This is a genomic window from Occallatibacter sp., from assembly GCF_035317045.1.
GTDB lineage: Bacteria > Acidobacteriota > Terriglobia > Terriglobales > Acidobacteriaceae > Telmatobacter.
The window spans coordinates 20,094-37,712 of sequence record NZ_DATHHT010000004.1 but is presented as its reverse complement, the minus strand read 5'-3'; the positions used below and the strand labels follow the sequence as shown (position 1 = coordinate 37,712).

19 protein-coding genes are annotated in these 17,619 nt (G+C 59.2%); 11 read left to right on the top strand and 8 right to left on the bottom strand.

The window, feature by feature from the left end; translation table 11 throughout:
• Positions 1-46: 46 nt before the first annotated feature.
• The 5 genes from dapA (at position 47) to VK574_RS01740 (ending at position 4,669) form a co-directional block, all read left to right on the top strand.
• Positions 47-973: a 4-hydroxy-tetrahydrodipicolinate synthase gene (gene dapA, locus VK574_RS01760; RefSeq protein ID WP_472798082.1), complete on the top strand. Its 927-nt coding sequence runs from the start codon at positions 47-49 to the stop codon at positions 971-973.
• A gap of 11 nt (positions 974-984) precedes the next feature.
• Positions 985-1,305 (top strand): low molecular weight protein tyrosine phosphatase family protein, encoded by a 321-nt coding sequence (locus VK574_RS01755; protein WP_472798081.1) that lies wholly within the window; start codon positions 985-987, stop codon positions 1,303-1,305.
• A 122-nt stretch (positions 1,306-1,427) separates the two neighbouring features.
• Positions 1,428-1,775, top strand: a complete 348-nt coding sequence (locus VK574_RS01750) for a YciI family protein (protein WP_472798080.1) — start codon at positions 1,428-1,430, stop codon at positions 1,773-1,775.
• A 3-nt stretch (positions 1,776-1,778) separates the two neighbouring features.
• Complete coding sequence (locus tag VK574_RS01745; RefSeq protein WP_472798079.1) at positions 1,779-3,026, top strand: RNA polymerase sigma factor; 1,248 nt, start codon at positions 1,779-1,781, stop codon at positions 3,024-3,026.
• Between the two features lie 245 nt (positions 3,027-3,271).
• Positions 3,272-4,669 (top strand): DUF4382 domain-containing protein, encoded by a 1,398-nt coding sequence (locus tag VK574_RS01740; protein WP_472798078.1) that lies wholly within the window; start codon positions 3,272-3,274, stop codon positions 4,667-4,669.
• Positions 4,670-4,759: 90 nt separating this feature from the next.
• Here VK574_RS01740 and VK574_RS01735 read toward each other — a convergent pair whose 3' ends face one another.
• From VK574_RS01735 to VK574_RS01725, 3 genes are read right to left on the bottom strand one after another with little or no spacing between them, the layout of a single operon-like run.
• Positions 4,760-5,104, bottom strand: a complete 345-nt coding sequence (locus tag VK574_RS01735; protein WP_472798077.1) for a hypothetical protein — start codon at positions 5,102-5,104, stop codon at positions 4,760-4,762.
• 2 nt (positions 5,105-5,106) lie between these two features.
• Positions 5,107-5,661 (bottom strand): hypothetical protein, encoded by a 555-nt coding sequence (locus tag VK574_RS01730; RefSeq protein WP_472798076.1) that lies wholly within the window; start codon positions 5,659-5,661, stop codon positions 5,107-5,109.
• Between the two features lie 60 nt (positions 5,662-5,721).
• Positions 5,722-6,591 (bottom strand): hypothetical protein, encoded by an 870-nt coding sequence (locus tag VK574_RS01725; protein WP_472798075.1) that lies wholly within the window; start codon positions 6,589-6,591, stop codon positions 5,722-5,724.
• Positions 6,592-6,736: 145 nt separating this feature from the next.
• Between VK574_RS01725 and VK574_RS01720 the strand changes: the two genes are divergently transcribed.
• The gene (locus VK574_RS01720) at positions 6,737-7,087 is read left to right on the top strand and encodes a PadR family transcriptional regulator (RefSeq protein WP_472798074.1); all 351 of its coding nucleotides are present in this window, start codon (positions 6,737-6,739) and stop codon (positions 7,085-7,087) included.
• A 109-nt stretch (positions 7,088-7,196) separates the two neighbouring features.
• The gene (locus VK574_RS01715; RefSeq protein WP_472798073.1) at positions 7,197-7,448 is read left to right on the top strand and encodes a hypothetical protein; all 252 of its coding nucleotides are present in this window, start codon (positions 7,197-7,199) and stop codon (positions 7,446-7,448) included.
• A gap of 15 nt (positions 7,449-7,463) precedes the next feature.
• Here VK574_RS01715 and VK574_RS01710 read toward each other — a convergent pair whose 3' ends face one another.
• On the bottom strand, positions 7,464-7,946 hold the full coding sequence (locus tag VK574_RS01710) for a GatB/YqeY domain-containing protein (protein ID WP_472798072.1): 483 nt from the start codon (positions 7,944-7,946) through the stop codon (positions 7,464-7,466).
• A gap of 432 nt (positions 7,947-8,378) precedes the next feature.
• Between VK574_RS01710 and VK574_RS01705 the strand changes: the two genes are divergently transcribed.
• From VK574_RS01705 to serA, 4 genes are all read left to right on the top strand, one after another.
• A complete protein-coding gene (locus VK574_RS01705) occupies positions 8,379-9,368 on the top strand; it encodes a hypothetical protein (protein ID WP_472798071.1) in 990 nt (329 codons plus the stop codon).
• A complete protein-coding gene (locus VK574_RS01700) occupies positions 9,368-10,129 on the top strand; it encodes an ankyrin repeat domain-containing protein (protein WP_472798070.1) in 762 nt (253 codons plus the stop codon). Before VK574_RS01705 ends, VK574_RS01700 begins: the two co-directional genes overlap by 1 nt.
• Before the next feature lie 283 nt (positions 10,130-10,412).
• Entirely contained in the window at positions 10,413-11,588 is a 1,176-nt protein-coding gene (locus VK574_RS01695) for a pyridoxal-phosphate-dependent aminotransferase family protein (protein WP_472798069.1), read from the top strand.
• Between the two features lie 380 nt (positions 11,589-11,968).
• A complete protein-coding gene (serA, locus tag VK574_RS01690; RefSeq protein WP_472798317.1) occupies positions 11,969-13,555 on the top strand; it encodes a phosphoglycerate dehydrogenase in 1,587 nt (528 codons plus the stop codon).
• Positions 13,556-13,736: 181 nt separating this feature from the next.
• On the opposite strand, the gene VK574_RS01685 is transcribed toward serA, so the two are convergent.
• From VK574_RS01685 to VK574_RS01670, 4 genes are all read right to left on the bottom strand, one after another.
• Positions 13,737-14,228: a DinB family protein gene (locus VK574_RS01685; RefSeq protein WP_472798068.1), complete on the bottom strand. Its 492-nt coding sequence runs from the start codon at positions 14,226-14,228 to the stop codon at positions 13,737-13,739.
• A 74-nt stretch (positions 14,229-14,302) separates the two neighbouring features.
• Positions 14,303-14,689: a VOC family protein gene (locus tag VK574_RS01680; RefSeq protein WP_472798067.1), complete on the bottom strand. Its 387-nt coding sequence runs from the start codon at positions 14,687-14,689 to the stop codon at positions 14,303-14,305.
• A gap of 51 nt (positions 14,690-14,740) precedes the next feature.
• Positions 14,741-17,035 (bottom strand): M56 family metallopeptidase, encoded by a 2,295-nt coding sequence (locus VK574_RS01675; protein ID WP_472798066.1) that lies wholly within the window; start codon positions 17,033-17,035, stop codon positions 14,741-14,743.
• The gene (locus VK574_RS01670; RefSeq protein ID WP_472798065.1) at positions 17,032-17,463 is read right to left on the bottom strand and encodes a BlaI/MecI/CopY family transcriptional regulator; all 432 of its coding nucleotides are present in this window, start codon (positions 17,461-17,463) and stop codon (positions 17,032-17,034) included. The genes VK574_RS01675 and VK574_RS01670 overlap by 4 nt, the downstream gene beginning before the upstream one ends.
• Positions 17,464-17,619 lie beyond the last annotated feature (156 nt).

Genomic DNA, 17,619 nt, shown 5'->3' with positions numbered 1-17,619 from the left:
TTCATCACACCCAGCCGTACCTCCGCCCGATATACACTTTTCTGTGATGGAAACTACGGGTTGTGGTACGGCAATCGTTACGCCTTTCCGGGCGGACGGATCGATCGACGAGACGGCGCTCTGGTCGCTGGTGAACTGGCAGATTGACTCGGGAATCGACTTCATTGTGGCCTGCGGCTCCACGGGCGAAGCTGCGACCCTCGATGAAGCGGAATGGCTGCGCGCGGTTCGCATCGTGATCGACGCCGCGGCCGGGCGCGTGCCCGTATGGGCCGGCTGCACTCACAACTCCACGCGCACCCTGCTGCGCCAGGCCTCCATGCTCCGCCAGGTTCCCGGCGTTGACGCTGTCCTCTCTGCCAATCCTTATTACAACAAGCCCACACAGGAGGGTCAGTTCCAGCACTTTCTGGCCTTGGCCAAGATGGTGGACCCGATTCCCGTCTGCCTGTACAACGTCCCCGGGCGCACCGGCGTCAATCTTGATCCCGAGACCGTCGTGCGCCTTGCTGAAGCCGCTTCCAACATCGTGGCCATCAAGGAAGCTAGCGGCAAGCTGCCGCAGATCACCGAATTGGTTCACACCCTTCCGTCAAGCTTCAAGGTCTTCTCGGGCGACGACAACCTTGCCCTGGCCGCCATCGGTATAGGTGCCCAGGGACTCATTAGCGTAGCCTCCAACGAGATTCCCGCCGAAATGGCGCGCATGATCGGCGCCGCGCTGCACGATGAGTGGGCCGAGGCACGCGAGCTTGAACGCCGCTACGGGCGACTCTTCGACGCAAATTTCTGGGAATCCAACCCCGGCCCCGTAAAGACCGTCCTCAATTTAATGGGACGCGCATCGGACACGGTCCGCCTACCGCTCGTTTCGCCCACAGCGGCCACGCGCTCCAGGCTCGAACGTCTGGCAGGCGAACTCGGGCTGCTAAAGTTTGCCCCTGTCCCGGCCGGCGACTTGCGGACGTTCTGATTCAGCGCCGAATGAACGTTCTTTTCGTGTGCAGCAGAAATCGCCTTCGAAGTCCCACCGCGGAAGCCGTATTTTCGGGTCGCAACGGCATCGAGACGCTCTCAGCGGGCACCGCCCCAGATGCGGTAACACCGCTTTCAGCTGAACTGATCGATTGGGCAGACACCATTTTCGCAATGGAAACAATCCATCGCCGAAAGGTCGAACAGCAATTCGGAGAAACCCGTAAAAAAATCATCGTGCTCGGCATTCCGGACAAGTATCTTTACATGGACCCGAAACTGGTAGAGCTTCTCCGCAAGAAAGTGGCTCCATTCCTGCCTGCATCGTGAGACCTTTGCGGAATCTTCAGAAAAATCTTCGCCTCGTTGTCGAAATCCAGGTACCTCGCGCGTCATCGTGGTGACGGCGCTCTCAACCACCGCCGTAAAATCACAACGGAGGAATCTCTCTTATGCAGTACTTGTTAACTCTCTACGCCGAAGAAGCCGGCTTTCAGCGCATGACCAAAGAACAGCAGCAACAGGGTATGGCCGCGTATATGGCCTACACTGAAGCACTCAAACAGGCAGGCGCATATGTCGGATCAAATCGGCTGCAGCCGATTGCAACTGCAACCACCGTGCGATTCGTAGACGGCAAAACGCAGGTCCTCGATGGACCCTACGCCGACAGCAAAGAACAACTCGGCGGCTACTTCCTCATCGACGCGCCCGACCTCGATGCGGCTTTATCGTGGGCTGCACGCTGCCCCGGCTCGCAGCACGGCATCATCGAAGTGCGACCCATCTGGGCGATGTAGACCATGAGCGGATGCAGAGACGGCGTGCAACCTCGCGACCTGGCCGAGCAGGTTGCGCGCCGCAGTTATGGCAAGCTCGTCGCCTTCCTCGCCGCACGCACGCGCGACCTGGCCGCCGCCGAAGATGCGCTCTCTGATGCATTCGCAGCGGCTCTGGCCAACTGGCCCCAAAGCGGTTGCCCGCAAAACCCCGAAGCGTGGCTGATGACAGTCGCACGTCGCAAATTCCTCGACGCGAGCCGCTCGACATATCGCGAAACTGCTTCCGATGAAATCGAAGAATCCGCGATTGAAATCCCGCTCGACGCGGATGCAGCCGAAATCCCCGATCGCCGTCTCGGCCTGATGTTTGCGTGCGCGCACCCTGCAATCGACGCCGCCATCCGCGCACCGCTGATGCTGCAAGCCATCCTCGGACTCGACGCAACACGCATCGCCTCCGCGTTTCTCATCTCGCCAGCCACCATGAGCCAACGCCTGGTCCGCGCCAAGAACAAGATTCGTCAGGCCGGAATCCCGCTTGAAATACCGGAGCGCAACGAACTCTCCGCGCGCCTCGACACCGTGCTCGATGCCATCTACGCCGCCTTCGCCGAGGGCTGGATCGATGCTGCCGGCACCGACATTGCGCGCCGCGATCTTGCGGAAGAGGCCATCTATCTCGGACGCGTCATCGTCGCCTTGCTACCGGCCGAACCCGAGGGCCTTGGCCTTCTGGCGTTGATGCTGCACGCCGAAGCGCGACGTTCTGCGCGACGCAATCGCGAAGGCGACTACGTCCCGCTCGCGCAGCAGGATCCTGCACTCTGGAATTCGCAGATGATCGCCGAAGCTGAATCGCTTCTTCACCGCGCAGGCGCAATGAATGTTGTCGGCCGTTATCAGCTCGAAGCGGCCATTCAGTCAGCGCACGCCGCGCGCGCCCTCGTAGGCCAATCCGATTGGGCGGCAATTGTGCAGCTTTACGATGCACTACTAGCGCTCAGCGGGTCTCCTGTCGCGGCCGTCAACCGCTCTCTCGCGATCGCAGAACTCTACGGTCCGCAGCGCGCGCTTGAGGAATTAGCGAGTGTCGCCGCAGACCCGCGCCTCGTCGAGTATCAACCCTATTGGGCCGCGCGTGCGGATTTACTTGCACGAATAAACGCCCGGGAGGAATCTTATCGCGCGTATTCGATTGCCATCGGTCTCGAGCGAGATCCATCCGTGCGCCGCTTCCTCGAACAACGCCGAATGTTGGTAGACGGATAATCGAGCCGCAGGTTGAGACCCGCACACAAGAATTTCACCATGAGGGTAATCTCCTTCTATTGACTTTGGTTACACGCGCCTTTCTTCCTTAAAAACACCTTAAGAATCTCGCAACTTCCTTCCACACACGCGTGTTCCGCGGAATAGGGACACAGCCGACAACCTGCTTCTATCCATGCTGTGCCCCAACCCGCGAAAGGCTCCGTGAGGCCACGGGCATTCGCAGAAAGCGCGGTAAATCTGGAATGCTTATTTCAAAGTCGGGAAGGCCTGTCCTTCCGTCTCTTTTTGCATTGACGGTTGCCACTCTTCTGGCAACAGGCTGCGGCAGCAGCTATACCTCCACTCCCAACAACAATTCGCAGACGGTAACGGGTTCTTCATTCGTCGTCGGCACCGATGCCCCGATGGCCAGTGTTATTTCCTTCAACGTGCAGGTCAGCATCTCCGCAAAAGACGCAAACGGCAATACCGTGCAGTTAACCAGCGGCTCGCCTTCAGTCGACTTCGCACGCTTCAACGGCCTGCAAACACTGATCGACATGAATGATGTTCCGGTCGGCACCTACTCCTCCGTTGCCATCACACTGAGCAACGGCACCATCGGCTACCTCGACACCAGCACCGCCGAGCCCACTATCAAAACCCTCACAGCAAACATCACCAGTCCCACCGTCACCTACACCCTTTTGAGACCGATGATCGTGGCCCAGACCGGAGCGCCGGTTGGTCTGCACATGGATTTCAATCTGCGCAAGTCAATCGCTGTCAGCGGCGGCCAGATTACCGGGGATGTGAATCCAACCTTCACGGTTAATGGCGTCAACAACAAAGACCCCGGCGCCTACATCGACGAATTTGACGCAGCCGTCGTCAACACCGATGCCGGAACACAGTCATTCACGATTCAAGGTCCGCATGGCCGTCAATTCACGGTCAACGTAACGGGCCAGACGGAATGGGACGGAGGCGACACCTTCAGCGACCTCAGTTCGAGCAGCATTGTGCAGGTCTCGGGCTTCCTCGATCGCGCTGACGCAACCATCGACGCCGACGAAATTGCCGTCCTCTCGCAGAATGGCTTCTATGCCAGCGGCCAGGTCACCTACGTCAATCCGACTTCCGGACCGGCATCGAGCTTCGACCTCTACGTGCGCGGCCTGCTGCCTACAACCACCGGGCTCACGCTCGGGCAGCTTGCAACCGTCGATCTCAGCGGATCAGAGAAGTACTCGATCTACTGGATGCATGGGCCCTTCGCGCAGTTCCTCTTTAATCAAAGTGGCCTGCTACCCGGTCAGCACATCTCCGTCGGCGGGCCTGCCTCCGGCGCTGGCAATGCCGGCGCAGTCACTGTGAAGCGCGTTGTGCTCCGTCACTGGGGCTTTAATGGAACTATCGTTCCCGGCAGCGTGAACAGCAGCACCGACTCATTCCAGATGCAGGTAAACGGACTCGCCGGCCTGCTCATTCCGCAAACCGTCACCGTCTACATCGCCGACAATTGTGAGTTCCGCGATGGACTCACGCAACTGTCCGACGTCTCTTCGGCAACCAACGTACGCGTCGTCGGCCTGTTGCTCAAAAATCCAACAAATGGCAACACCGTCCTCGTCGGCCACTACGTCGACGACCTGAACTGAACCGAGACTGCACGGCATTAACCGCGTAGCCTCGATTGAATCGCCGGAGCCCGAGCCGCAAAAGCGGCAACGGTTCCGGCCTTCTATTTTTTAGAACAAATCTCCGATCGGTGGAAACGTCAGCAACACACCGCATGCAAGAAGAAGAAATGCAAACAAGTTTGTGCGTCCAAGGTCGACCATGCGGCGTTGCCAGTAATACCGCAAGACCGCCCACGCCATGAGCCACGCAGCAATTGCGGCCGTCGAAACGCCCGAAAGCGGCCCGGTTGGCGCGTAAAAAATCAACACTTTTGCGAGTGCTGGAAATTTGTCGGCAGTAACAGAAAAAACTCCAATCGCAAAACAACCGATCGAGGCTGCAAGCACCGCCGCTGCCCCGGGACCATTGGGCATCAACATCGCAGAAACACCACTCACCTGATCGTTGCCCACGATCATCGACCTCCGTGCATCAGTTGAATCGTTCCTCCACCCTCGACGGGAGCGTGCTTGTTTAACTCCGCGCCGAAGAATCCCGCAATCCCGGCGCTCGCAAACGACACGAAGATGAATATCAGCACTGCATTGCGAATTTGCGGATAGTTCGTGAGACACCTTCGGTAATGCAGAAAAACCGCCGCGGCCATTGTCATCGAAATAGGAGCAAACCATGCAATGTGCTCTTTCCATTCCATGCCGATCGTGTGCCACCGAATGGTATTTGGATGTGCCTTGAGGAGCGCTTGCGGAAACGCGCCGATGGCCGCGCCCGCGGACGGTATCGCGCGATACCACGGATAGATGACGTACGCGCCGGTGAGTACTGTGATCCACGCAATCACCGCCATCGCCACGAGCCACGTGCCGAGGAACTTCTCATCCGCCTCAGAAATCGGCTGCAATGACCGCGGCTTGTAACGTCGATACAATTCGACAATTGCAAAGGAGCACGCAAGCAGATAGAGCGCGCCGAATCCCATGCCGTGCACCATCGTCCAAAGGCCACGCATCGTGAACTCCATGGCGCTTGCTCCCTTCGTCGAGGCAAATCAACGCTCCGGGACGCTGAATCAGAATCCGTTCTTGAGCGAGTGCCCCGAGAACATCGCGTTCTTCAACAGCGATGTCTTCTTCTCATCGGCGTCCTTGTCGTCCGGCTTCTTGTCGTCTTTGCCCCATGTCCAGTAGAGGCCGAGATAGGCGTAGTTCTCCGTTCGGCCCGCAACAGAATGGCCGTAGGCAAACAAAAGCTGCATGGTATCTTCGCCCTTCAAATGCCAGTAGCCGCCCGCGTCAATCATGGTTGACGCTTGCGCCTGAGGCGTAACAGGCCCTTCGCCTCCATGCGCGAATACCTCCGCCGCGATCTCAAGCTTCTTGTTCATCTCGCGCTTCAGCAGAAACCCGCCGTACGGAAAATCGTGAAATCCCGTCTGCGGCACCACGGTTTCGCCCGCGCCTCCATCGAACAGCCACTTTCCCTCGTTCTTTTGCAGCCACACTGGCAATCGGTACCAGACCTTGCCCACGCCCAGGCCTTTGTCGGAGTTGCCCGTCGGAATCTCCAACATCGTGAATGTGCCGATCTGCGGAATCGTCTTCGTCTCCTTGATCATTGCCAGTTTCACGCCGAATTCCATATCGACAAGCCCGGTCGCACTTGATCCCTCACCCGACGGAAAATAGATCGGATTGTTCGAAGGACGAATCCCACCAAAGGGCAGTATCGCGTGCAGCTGCACGCGCGGCACGGCGCCCCAGTTGAATTCGAACGCGGGGCCCGTGTAGTCGGTTTCTGCCGGTGTCCCGTCAGTCGCGCCAAAGATGTAGAACTCGTAGTGCTTGAAATCCACTGGCACCGGATCGTCCACCTGGAACGGCGGCCCCTGCGCCCATAGCTTCGATCCGCCGAGGCCAGCCAGCAACAGCAGCACAGCCATCCACCAGCATCGACCGGACTTCTTCAGCGTTCTTCTGACAGATTTGGGAAGAATTCGAGTTGAGGAAGTCATCTCCAGCCGACCTTATATCGAGTTTCGATAATAGTCAAGACTGCGGCAAATGCACAGAGGTATATTTGTTCATGTGGCCGATCAAAAACGGGAGCTCTTCGACGGGTTGATCCGCATCCATGTGCTGCTGCATGCGGTGCACGAGCCCATCTTTGGTCTCGCGATGATGAAGGAGCTGGAGCATCACGGATATCACATCGGGCCAGGTACTCTTTATCCCCTTCTTCACGGCCTGGAACGAGCCGGCCTGCTCCGGTCGGCGTTCGATCGCGTTCAGGGCCGGCGAAGGAGGCTCTATCGAATCACTCCGGCGGGAAAGCGCGCTCTAGAAAAGGCCAGGGCGAAAGTGGATGAGCTCCACCACGAGCTCCACGAGAAGCATCCGCGTCGGCTGACCAGCGACCAGGGCCCCGACGAGATCTGACCATCACCGGATTGCGCATCGCTCTCCGTCATCTGCAAACGAATCATGTGAAAAGCGCTTGCTGGACGGACGGATCGGTTGCCTGTAATCTCACCTGCAGGTAGTCGGCATGAGTGCAAATGGCATCTCGAGCATTGTCGATCTCGTGCTTATCCTCTGCATCCTCGCCGCATTGATTGCCACGGTCCGCATGTGCGCGAAAGATGCAATACGCCGCGGCAAATCGCCCTGGCTAGTCACCTTGATGGTGATCGGGTTTTTCCCGTTCGGACTTCTGGTGTGGCTCGTGTTCCGGCCAAAGATCATCGAGCCTGCTGCAAGCGGGGAAAAATTCAGGCTCGACAACTTCCGCGTGCGATAGGACTTCCACCAACTGCTACCCTGCAAGCCCCTGCTTCACCATCTCGCTCACGATGCGGCCCTCGGCCCGTACGCCTGCCTGCTGCAGCCGCGCCTGAACAGCCTTGATCACCGGTCCCATGTCCTTCGCCGTCGCTGCACGGCCGGTGGCGTTCGCGTGCTCTTCCACGACTTCGGCCACCATCGCGCGCAGGCCTGCCTCGTCGAGCGCCTTGGGCAGAAACTCCTCGATCACCACGATCTCGGCAGCTTCCTTGGCCGCTAGTTCCGGACGGTTCCCCTTTGTGAACTGCTCGATCGAGTCGCGCCGCTGCTTGATCATCATGGTCAGGGTCTGCTGCTCTTCAGCTGGCGTCAGCTCGGCATTTCTCTCGAGCGCCTTATTCATCAGAGCCGCCTTGATCAAGCGCAGGGTGCCGGTGCGTTCGGCATCTCGCGCCTTCATAGCCGTTACGGTCTGCTTTGTAATAAGTGCTGCAAGAGCGCCTGGATCGATCATGACTTCCTTCCTGAAATATCGATTCTAACGGAACCCACTCCTGGCAGGCCGGACGATTCGGTCATAATGATGTCGGATTGGACGCCTTCCCTTGTGATAGCAGACATCGCTAAAGCCACGGCACAGAAGTACTCTCCCAAATGTGCTATGGTTTGGGCGAAGTTTGACAACCCTCACTTTCAGCGTCCGGGTTGCCATCTTTGGAGTTCGGAGAAGCCTTTCTCGGGAGCCTGCCGAAATGAGAGAAATCTGTGGGGGAATGAATTGAAGTTACATTGGCTGGTTCTGGTTACTTTCCCTGCCCTGTCAATTCCGAACGAATGTTCCGCCCAATTCATAACCATCATGCAGCTCGAGCAAAAACTGGCCGCACCCGCGCCGCCAGCTTCCGACCATAGCGAGGTACCTGTTGCTGTTCTTCAGGACGCCACGATGGCAACACGAATCGACAATATACAGCTCTCCGAGCGCTTGACCCCCGCCACGCTCGACAGAATTGTGAAGCAGCACACTTTCGGACCGAGGACGCAGCGAGAATTGCAGCTATTGGCAGATCGTTCCGCCCTGATGGATCCGCCGGCCCGTGAACTGCCCGCCCAGCCCGCGTCCGATGCGAACCAGCAGCAGCACATGCTCGATGCGGCACGCGCCTTCGTCTTCCAGACGTTGACCCATCTGCCCAATTTCTTCGCCACCCGCACAACCGAGCGATTCGCTGGAATCTCCCCTGAGGTGAACAAGACAGGAAAACCAGTGCACATCGGCCTTTACCCGAGAGGCGCTTCCACCCGGGAGATCACGTTTCGCAATGGCCGGGAGGTCATCGATCCCATGAAAGCGCCGCGCTCCGCGCAGTCGCTCCCCACAATGGGGTTGGAGAGTTGGGGAGAATTTGGCCCCGAGCCGGCCATCGTTTTGCTGGGCGCAATTACCGGAACCGTCGCCTTTCATCACTGGGAGCAGGAACCCGCGGGACTGGTAGCCGTCTATCGGTACTCCGTCCCCGAGCAGGATTCGAAGTATGAGGTGAACTACACCTGCAACGGCAGCAATGCCTTTCACGCGCAGCCCGCATATCACGGCTCGCTCGCGATCGATCCCGTTTCGGGCGCAATTCTCCGGCTCACGTTGCTAGCCGATTCCAAGCCTGAAGACCCTATCTCCCATGTCGCCTCGGTTATCGAGTACGGCCCCGTCGACATCGGTGGGCAAACGTATATCTGTCCAATCCGCAGCCTCGCCTTCAGCGTTGAAGAAGTCAGCACCTGCTTCCGCGACCTCAAGGATCAGGCGCTCGTTCACAATCGAAGCCTTGTTCAACCCCTGATTTTGAATCGCACCACGTTCAGCGACTATCACCGGCTGGGCTCAACGCACAATATCATCACCGATGTGCCCGAGACTCCCCAGGAGCCGAAATAGTGATCACCCCGCCGGCAACGTTGAATAAGGCAGAAATCATTCGCGGTGCGGCGCTACTTGCGGTCTGCCTGGCCTGGCCCACCATCGCGCTCTGCGGATCAATTCATGACGCAACGCGCAAAGGCGACCAGGCGAAGGTCATCGCATTGCTCAAAGAAAATCCCGATCTCGTTTCAAGCATAGATAAACTCGGCAACACTCCGCTTCACATCGCCGCCCTTCACGACCAGCCGGCAATTGCGGCTCTGCTCATCGCGAACGGCGCCGATGTGAACGCACACAACACTCCTTTAGGCCACCAAGTGATTGCTAGCAGTTACTTCAGCCAAAAAGCCGATCGCGACTTCAATCAAAAAGCTTACGGCGAGACGCCGCTGACGTTGGCGTTGCTCTCTTATCACCATAAAGAAATGATCGAGTTGCTGCTGACCCATGGCGCTGATCCAAACGCATACGTCCATATCGGGGTCACTCCTCTGCAGCGCGCCATTGAGCGCGATCTTCCGTACGATGTGGAACTCCTGTTGGCCAACGGAGCAGACCCGGATGCAATCAATCTGGGCGGAAGCAGCTCGGTGCTCTGGGCCGTCGTACATAGTAAAACCAGGATCCTCGAATTGCTCTTGAACGCCGGCGCAAATCCGAACGCGAAAGACGGGGCCGGCCACACCCCTATGTTCTATGCCGAGAACGGCTACGGCGGAATGGGTGCCAATGAAGAAGCTGTCGTGCTGCTACGCGCCCACGGCGGCCATCTCTAACCGTCTCAAATGCTCCTGTAAGCGGCGTGTCATTCTGAACGAATGGAGCCCCAAATGTTTTTCAGTTTGGGTGGTTAGCAAGGAATCTGCTTTTGCTCTCTTCGTCCTTCTTCAAGCCTTCAGATTCACCTAAACCGGTCGATTCCTGCCGTGCAAACCTGATCCACTTTCCACACCTACCGTTTCACAAAAATCACATATGTGTGTATTATGTGATTTCGTTGACCATACAAGATTTCGGGTACCCACGAATCGCTCCACAACCCTCCCGGAGGCTAAGTCCATGATTCACAAGACTCGTCTTTTTACCCCAGGCCCCACTCCGCTGCTGCCCGCAGCCCAGTTCGCCATGGCCGCTGCCGACATGCACCACCGCACTCCTGAGTTCCGCGCCCTCTTTCAGAAGGTGCTCGCCCAACTCAAGGTCTTCGTCGGCACCAAAAACGACGTCCTGCTGCTCTCCAGTTCCGGCACGGGCGCCATGGAAGCCTCGGTTTCCAACCTCACCTCGCCCGGCGACCGCGTCCTCGTCCTCACCGCCGGAAAGTTCGGTGAGCGCTGGACCGGCCTCGCCAAAGCCTTCAGTTGCGAGCCGGATGTAGTCACCGCCCCCTACGGCCAGACCTTCAATCTCGCCGACATCCGCGCCGGCCTCAAACCGGAACATCGCGCCGTCTACGTCCAGGCCACCGAGACCTCCACCGCTGTCAGCCACGACATCGAAGCCATCGCCAAACTCATCCACGAAGTCGCCCCCGAAGCCATTGTGGTCGCCGACGGCATCACCGGCCTCGGCACCACCCACTTCGACGTGGACGATTGGGGCATCGACATCCTCATCGGCGGCTCACAAAAGGCCGTCATGATTCCCCCCGGCCTCGCCTACCTCAGCGTCAGCGAGAAGGCCTGGGCGGCGATGGAGAAGTCCAAAAACCCTCGCTACTACTTCGACCTCCGCAAGGAGCGCAAGAACGCCGTTAAGGGCGAGAGCGCTTACACACCCGCCGTAGCTCTCGTCGCCGCCCTCGGCGCCGCGCTTGACTACATCGCCGGCCAGGCCGGAGGCGATCTCGAAAAGGGCCGCATTGCGCTGATTGACAACGCCATCACCAATGCCGCCGCCACCCGCGCCGGTCTCGTCACTCTCGGCTTCACGCTCTTCGCACCGACCTCTCCCGCAGCAGCCGCCACCGCCGTCGCCGTTCCTGAAGGCATGGACTCCGGCGCAGTAGTCAAGGCGCTCAAGTCGAAGTTCGCGCTCGTCACGGCAAACGGACAAGGCGAGATGCAGGGCAAGATCTTCCGCGTCGCCCACCTCGGCTTCTTCGACTACCTCGACACGATCGCCTTCCTCGGTGCCATGGAGCACATAGCCAAAGACACACTGGGACTCAAAGTTGAATACGGTCAAGCCGTAGCGGCCGCACAGAAAGTTTACGCAGAAGCAACGAAGGGATAGGGGAGCTAGCGGTGTTAGCGCCGTTCCGGCGTTAGCGGGGTTAGTCCTCAAAGCACGGTCGCATCTGCTGACACCGCGAACACGCGCAAAGCGCGGCTAACACCGCTGAACCGGCTAACTCCGCTCAGCACGAGGATTCAGCAATGCCAGAACTCTCATTCGGCGAAAAACTTCTCATCGCGCGCAAGCAGCTCGACCTCTTCTCCTACCAGATGGCCGAGCTTCTCGGCGTGCATCCAAACTCCATCACCAAGTACGAACGCGGCGAAGGCAAGCCCCACGCTGCCGCGGTGCGCATGTTCGATCTGCTCTGCGAAAAGCACAACATCCGTTTCGAAGAATTTGAGACCGGGTCCGCCACAGCGGCCAAGGGAGACAAGATGAAGATCGTTCTGGCGGAAAAAGTATCCCCTGCAACCCTCGCCGTTTTCGCGGCCGAACCCGGCTGGGAAGTCCTGAGTCATGACCAATTGCCCAACGGCCTCCCCGCTGCCCTGGCCGATGCCGATGCCCTCGTCGTCCGCAGCGCTGTCCAGGTCGACGATGCGCTCATGGAGCACGCCCCCAAACTCCGCGTCATTGGTCGCGCCGGCGTAGGCGTCGACAATATCGATGCCGAGGCCGCCACCCGCCGCGGCGTCGTTGTCATGAACACTCCCGGCGCCAACGCCGTCGCTGTCGCCGAGCTCACCATCGGCCTAATGCTAGCGCTCGCCCGCAGGCTCCCCACCGCCAACACCACCATGCATGCCGGCAGGTGGGAAAAGAAAAGTCTCCAGGGCGCCGAGCTTCGTGGCAAAACCCTCGGCATCGTCGGCCTCGGTCGCGTCGGACTTGAAGTTGCGCGCCGTGCTCGCGGTTTCGGCCTCGAAATCATCGGTAGCGATCCCTTTGTTTCGGTCGCTATCGCACGCGAAAACGGCATCCGCCTGGTTGCTCTTGATGAAGTCATTGCGGGTTCAGACTACATCACCCTCCACGTGGGCCTCACCCCACAAACCGCCGGGGTCATCAACGCGAAGAGTCTAGCCTTGATGAAGAAGGGCGTCCGCATCATCAACTGTGCACGCGGCGAATTGGTCGACGAACCTGCGCTCGTCGCAGCCCTCGAGTCCGGCCACGTTGCCGGGGCGGCACTCGACGTCTTCACCGTCGAACCCCCGAAGGATTCGCCTTACGCTGCGCTCGAAAACGTAATCCTCACCCCGCACATTGCTGGATCGACCGCTGAAGCGCAGGAGGCAGTCGGCATCCAGATCGCCATGCAGGTACGCGAGTATTTAAAGCTCGGTGTCGTGCAGAATGCTGTAAACCTGCCTTCGCTCAGCCATGAAGAGTACGTCCAGCTCGCTCCCTACATCGATCTCGCCGGACGCCTCGGATCTTTCCTGGCGCAAGCCGGCAAAAGCGGCATTGAGGCCATCGATCTCACCTACGGTGGCGCCCTCGCCGACGCCAAAACCGACCTCGTCCGCAACGCCGCCATTGAAGGCCTGCTGCAGGGGTCGGAAAACGTGAACCGCATCAACGCCGCCGCCGTCGCACAGGAGCGCGGCATTCGCGTTCACGAAGAGAAGGAAGAGAGCCATCGCGGTGGCGCGGCCACTCTGCTTACGATTGGACTGCACACGGCGGGCGGCCACAGCCATGCCACAGCAACCGTAATTCACGGCGAGCAGCCCCGCCTCCTCGAATTCGACGGCATCGACATCGAAGCGCCGCTCGAGGGAAATCTCCTCGTCTGCCGCAACCTCGACGTTCCGGGCGTAATCGGAAAGATTGGGACGATTCTCGGCGAGCAGGGCGTCAACATCGCTAACTTCGCGCTCGGCCGCGAACGCACCGGCGAAAAGCCCGTCAAAGCTCTGGCCGTCGTCCAGGTCGACGCCCCGGTTTCCGGCACCGTCCTTGACGCCCTGATGACCATCGAAGCTTTGCTCGAAACCAAGCTGGTTCAACTGCAATGACAAAGCGCAACCTTTACATTGCGCTTTTTTAGACATCAGAAAGGTGTCATCCTGAGGGGAGCAGCTTGGGGTCCCACGAACGCGAAGCGATCGTGGGGTAAGCGAAGCGAAGGACCTGCTTTTGGAATTTCAGCGCCTGCCTACTGCCAAGGTGGGAAAGCAACCAGGTTCGCTAACCCTGTCATCCCATAACGCCGGCATGCCCCAGAAACGAGCGCAAGTAGGCCACCTGCCCCACGTGATACGTCTCGTGCAATGCCATGAAATTGATCGTCCCGCATAGTTTCCCATCCGCGCTTGGCGGTCCCGGTTGCGGCGCCGGAGTATCCAGCAATTCCTCTGAAGCCACCTCCAAAGCCGTGTCGAGCCTGCCGCACGTCTCGTCCCATGCCTCCATCAATGCCTGCGACGTCGGAGCCTCTGGCGAGTCGATACACTTCGTCCCGCGCGCATACAACGGCATCCATGGCGTGGTCCATTTTTGCCCCAGCCGCGCCAGCACCATGGTGCGCGACCACGCGACATGGCCCACAAGCCAGCACAAGTTATTGGTGTGATCGTTGGGGCGTTTACACCAATCTTCTGCATTCAATCCGGCCAAGGACTGCTTCAGAAAACTGGCGTTCAAATTGAAGCTCTGCGAGGCAACGGCAAGTCGCGGTGAAAGGGGCATGATGATTGTCCTCCTGATTGCCCCATCAGGTTACACGCCCGCCTGGCTGTGATGTTATTGCGTTTTTCGCAATATCAGCTTCCGCCGAGACCCAATGCCGTAGCATGCCTCGGCTGGTAGAGGCCCAGTCCTCCGCCGCCCGGTAGCCGAATCGTTGTGGTGATACCCCACCGGGCCTCAACAATCTCGGTGGTTTCCGCGCCCTTCTTCTGAAGGCCTTCCATCGTCGCGCCCAGGTCCTCGCACATCAGGTAAACCACGCCACCCGAGAGTTCGTGATCAGCATGCCGCTCAACAAAATTGCCATCGCCAGGATGAGTCGCGAGTTCTGCCGGCGGAAGCGCAAAGATCAGCCACCCGCCTCCGGCATCGACAGACTGAAAATCGAGCACGTCGCGAAAAAAAGCGCGATCCGCTTCCGGATCGCGACTGTAGAGAAGAAAATGTACGCCGTTAATCATGATGGGCGGGATTTTACCGCTTCTTCGGCAACCCCGCCCATCGAATTCCGCCTACTGCACTGGGCGCGCCCTCCCGTTCTTCATGCTCTCATCGATGATCGACTTGATCTTCCGGTCCGCTTCCTGCGCTATCTTTCCCTGCTGCGCACCAAGTTCTCCCATTTGCGATCCCAGGGCACCCATCTTTCCGCCAAGTTCGCCCATCCTCTCGCCGAATTCACCCTGCTTTTCGCCAATCTGCCCTTGGATTTCCCCAATCCTGGACTGCAGTTCGCCCAGCTTCTCCTGAAGGTCCGCAAACTGATCCTGATTCAGGTTCTTTCCTTGGCTGGCTTTCAGTTTTGCCATTGCCTCGTCAATCCTGGCGATCTCTTTGCTCATGTCTGGAGTCGGAACGCTGGTGGCCTCCTGCTGTTTGCCTAGTTCCTCTTGCTGTTTCCCCAGCACTTCCTGCTTCTTGCCCAGTTCTTCCTGCTGGCGTCCTAGTTCCTCCATCGGCTTGTACATCGCCTCGATCTGCGCGACCGTCGCCGGATCATCCACGAGGTATGCCTTGCCGTCCCGCGTAAACCAGAGGAAATCCTTGCCAGCCGCCTGCTTCCGCGCCTTCTCGATCTCGTCCCGGCGTCCTTCAATCCAGTTCCCCGAAAACGTCATGTGTTCCTTGTCGCCGCCACGTATCACCGCATACGATTCGCCATTGGACGAATAGGAGTAGTGATAGCCGGAATGCTTGCCATTCTCGCTATAGCTAGCGGTTCCGCTTTCACTCGTGGTGCTCTGCCCCACCCCATATCCGCGACCCGCTCCGTAACCCGCGCGCGGCGCGATGAGTGTCATTGTGTGAGCACCCCTGGGGACGACGATAAGTGACGCATTTCCGGGCATGCCCGGGGCCTTCGGCGCGATTAGGGTCAGCGGTCCCTTTGCCAACATTTGTAAGGTACCGGCCGTCGGCGGAGTCGGTGTGATGATGAGAACTCGCGGGGTCGCCGGTGTTGGTGGAATGCCTCCCAGTTCGCCGGCCTGCGCATGCTGAGGCTGAACGTCTACCGGCGCTGCCGGTGCCAACTCACCAACCGGCTCGGGTTGCGACACGCCGCTTACCGGGGCCGCCGGAGCAATCGCCGCTGGAGGAGCAGGAGCAACCACTCCACTTTGCGGCGCCGCAGCCGGGGCAGGTGGCTCCGGCGCCTGCTGTCCAGCGGCCTGCACCCGCACGAGCGCAGTCACCGCGAACAACACAACAGGAACAACCAGTACCGCTGCCAGCGCGCGGCTCGATCCCGCAAACGCCTGGCGGAAAGAAACGTCGTTCAACAGCCGCTCGATGCGGCGCGAGAGGGATCCATTGCGTGCCATGGCAACTCCTATCAGGGTTGGGCGCGGCGCGGCCGCGAATTCAAGCAGGATCTGCGCGTACGATGCACGGTCGGCGGCCTCTTCCAGCCCCGCACGGTCGCTGATCGCTTCAGCCAGATCGGAAAGTTTGCGTTTGAGCCACCAACCCAGCGGACTGAACCAAACCACGGCGGCGTAGACTCCCGCCAGCAGCTGCAGATAAAAGTCCCTCTGCCGTATATGCGAACGCTCATGCGCCAGAACCACGCGCAGCTTCTCGCTATCCCAGGCGGCATAATCCGCCGGCAGCACTATCGCCGAGCAAATCGTGACCGGCGAAGAAACCTCGGTGCTGCAGCGAAGATCGACAGGTGCACCTGAAGCCGTCAGCAACTCACTCGAGATCGCCTTCGCTCTGCGCCACAGTCGAAGCGCTGCAATCAATCCGCAGGCAAGGCGAATAAGGAATATGCCCGCGACGGCAAGATAAACCAGAAGAAGTATTTTCGAAAGAGACAAGGCTGTACGCGGTTGCACCACTGCGGATGGCGCTGCAGATTCGGTCTGCGCCGTCGGCTGAGACATATACTCGACCCGGACCGCATCCGACGATACTGGTTCGGTCGCCGCAGCAGCGCGGTTTCCTATTGGTTCATTGACCGTCGGCTCCGGTTGTTGCTCAATCTGCGACGTGCCTTCGCTCGATGTGACCACCGCTGCTGGCTTCTGCTCGGGCGATGTCTTCGCTTGAATTCTCGCCTGCAATTCCTCAAGAAGCGTCTCCGGATCTGCCGGAAGCACGACGCGCACATTGGCCGGCAAGACGCTCCAGTGCGACACCATGGGCAGCACCAGCGGCATTGCCAGTGCCCCCGCCAGCACCAGTCCCCAAACCGCCTTCTGCGCCAGCACGTTGCGCACTTTCAACACGCCCAGCCCCATCCAAACCGCCAGCGCAAGGAATACGGAACGAAGGGCAGCTTCCACCAGAATTGAGGAGTTCATCTCTTCGCCTCCTGTTTGCTCTCACCCGCTGCAATCGACTTTCCCGCCTGCTTTTGCGCCTCGGCAATCCGCGTCGCCAGCCTCTGAAGCTCGGCGCGATCCAGCACCTGCGAATCCACCATGCCTACCAGCAGGGCCTCCACCGATCCTTCGCAAAACCAGTCCACAATGCGTTTCACCGCGCGCCCCGCAACCTTTTGCCGCGATTCCGCCGGCCGGTAGATAAAGGTGCGGTCCTCGATAGAGTGCGCCAGGTAGCCCTTTTCCTCCAGGCGCCGCAGTACCGTTCGCACGGTTGAGTCTTTCAATGTGCGATCCAGTCCCTCGCGCGCCTGTTCGGCCGTTACCGAGCCAAGCCGCCATACAATCGAAAGAATTTCGCGTTCCAGTTCCCCGAGTTCAGCCGGATCGTGAGTGTTACTCGCCATAGTGTTACAGACTGTAACATATAAAAGTAGTGAGCACGCAAGAAAAAAAATTACGGCAGCTTTCCGTCCCTCCCCTGCGTTTTCCGCCGATTTCATGGGCTGTGCCCGGCCGATCTCAGGCCATTCGGCCTTTGTTCCTATCCCCTCCGGTAGGGT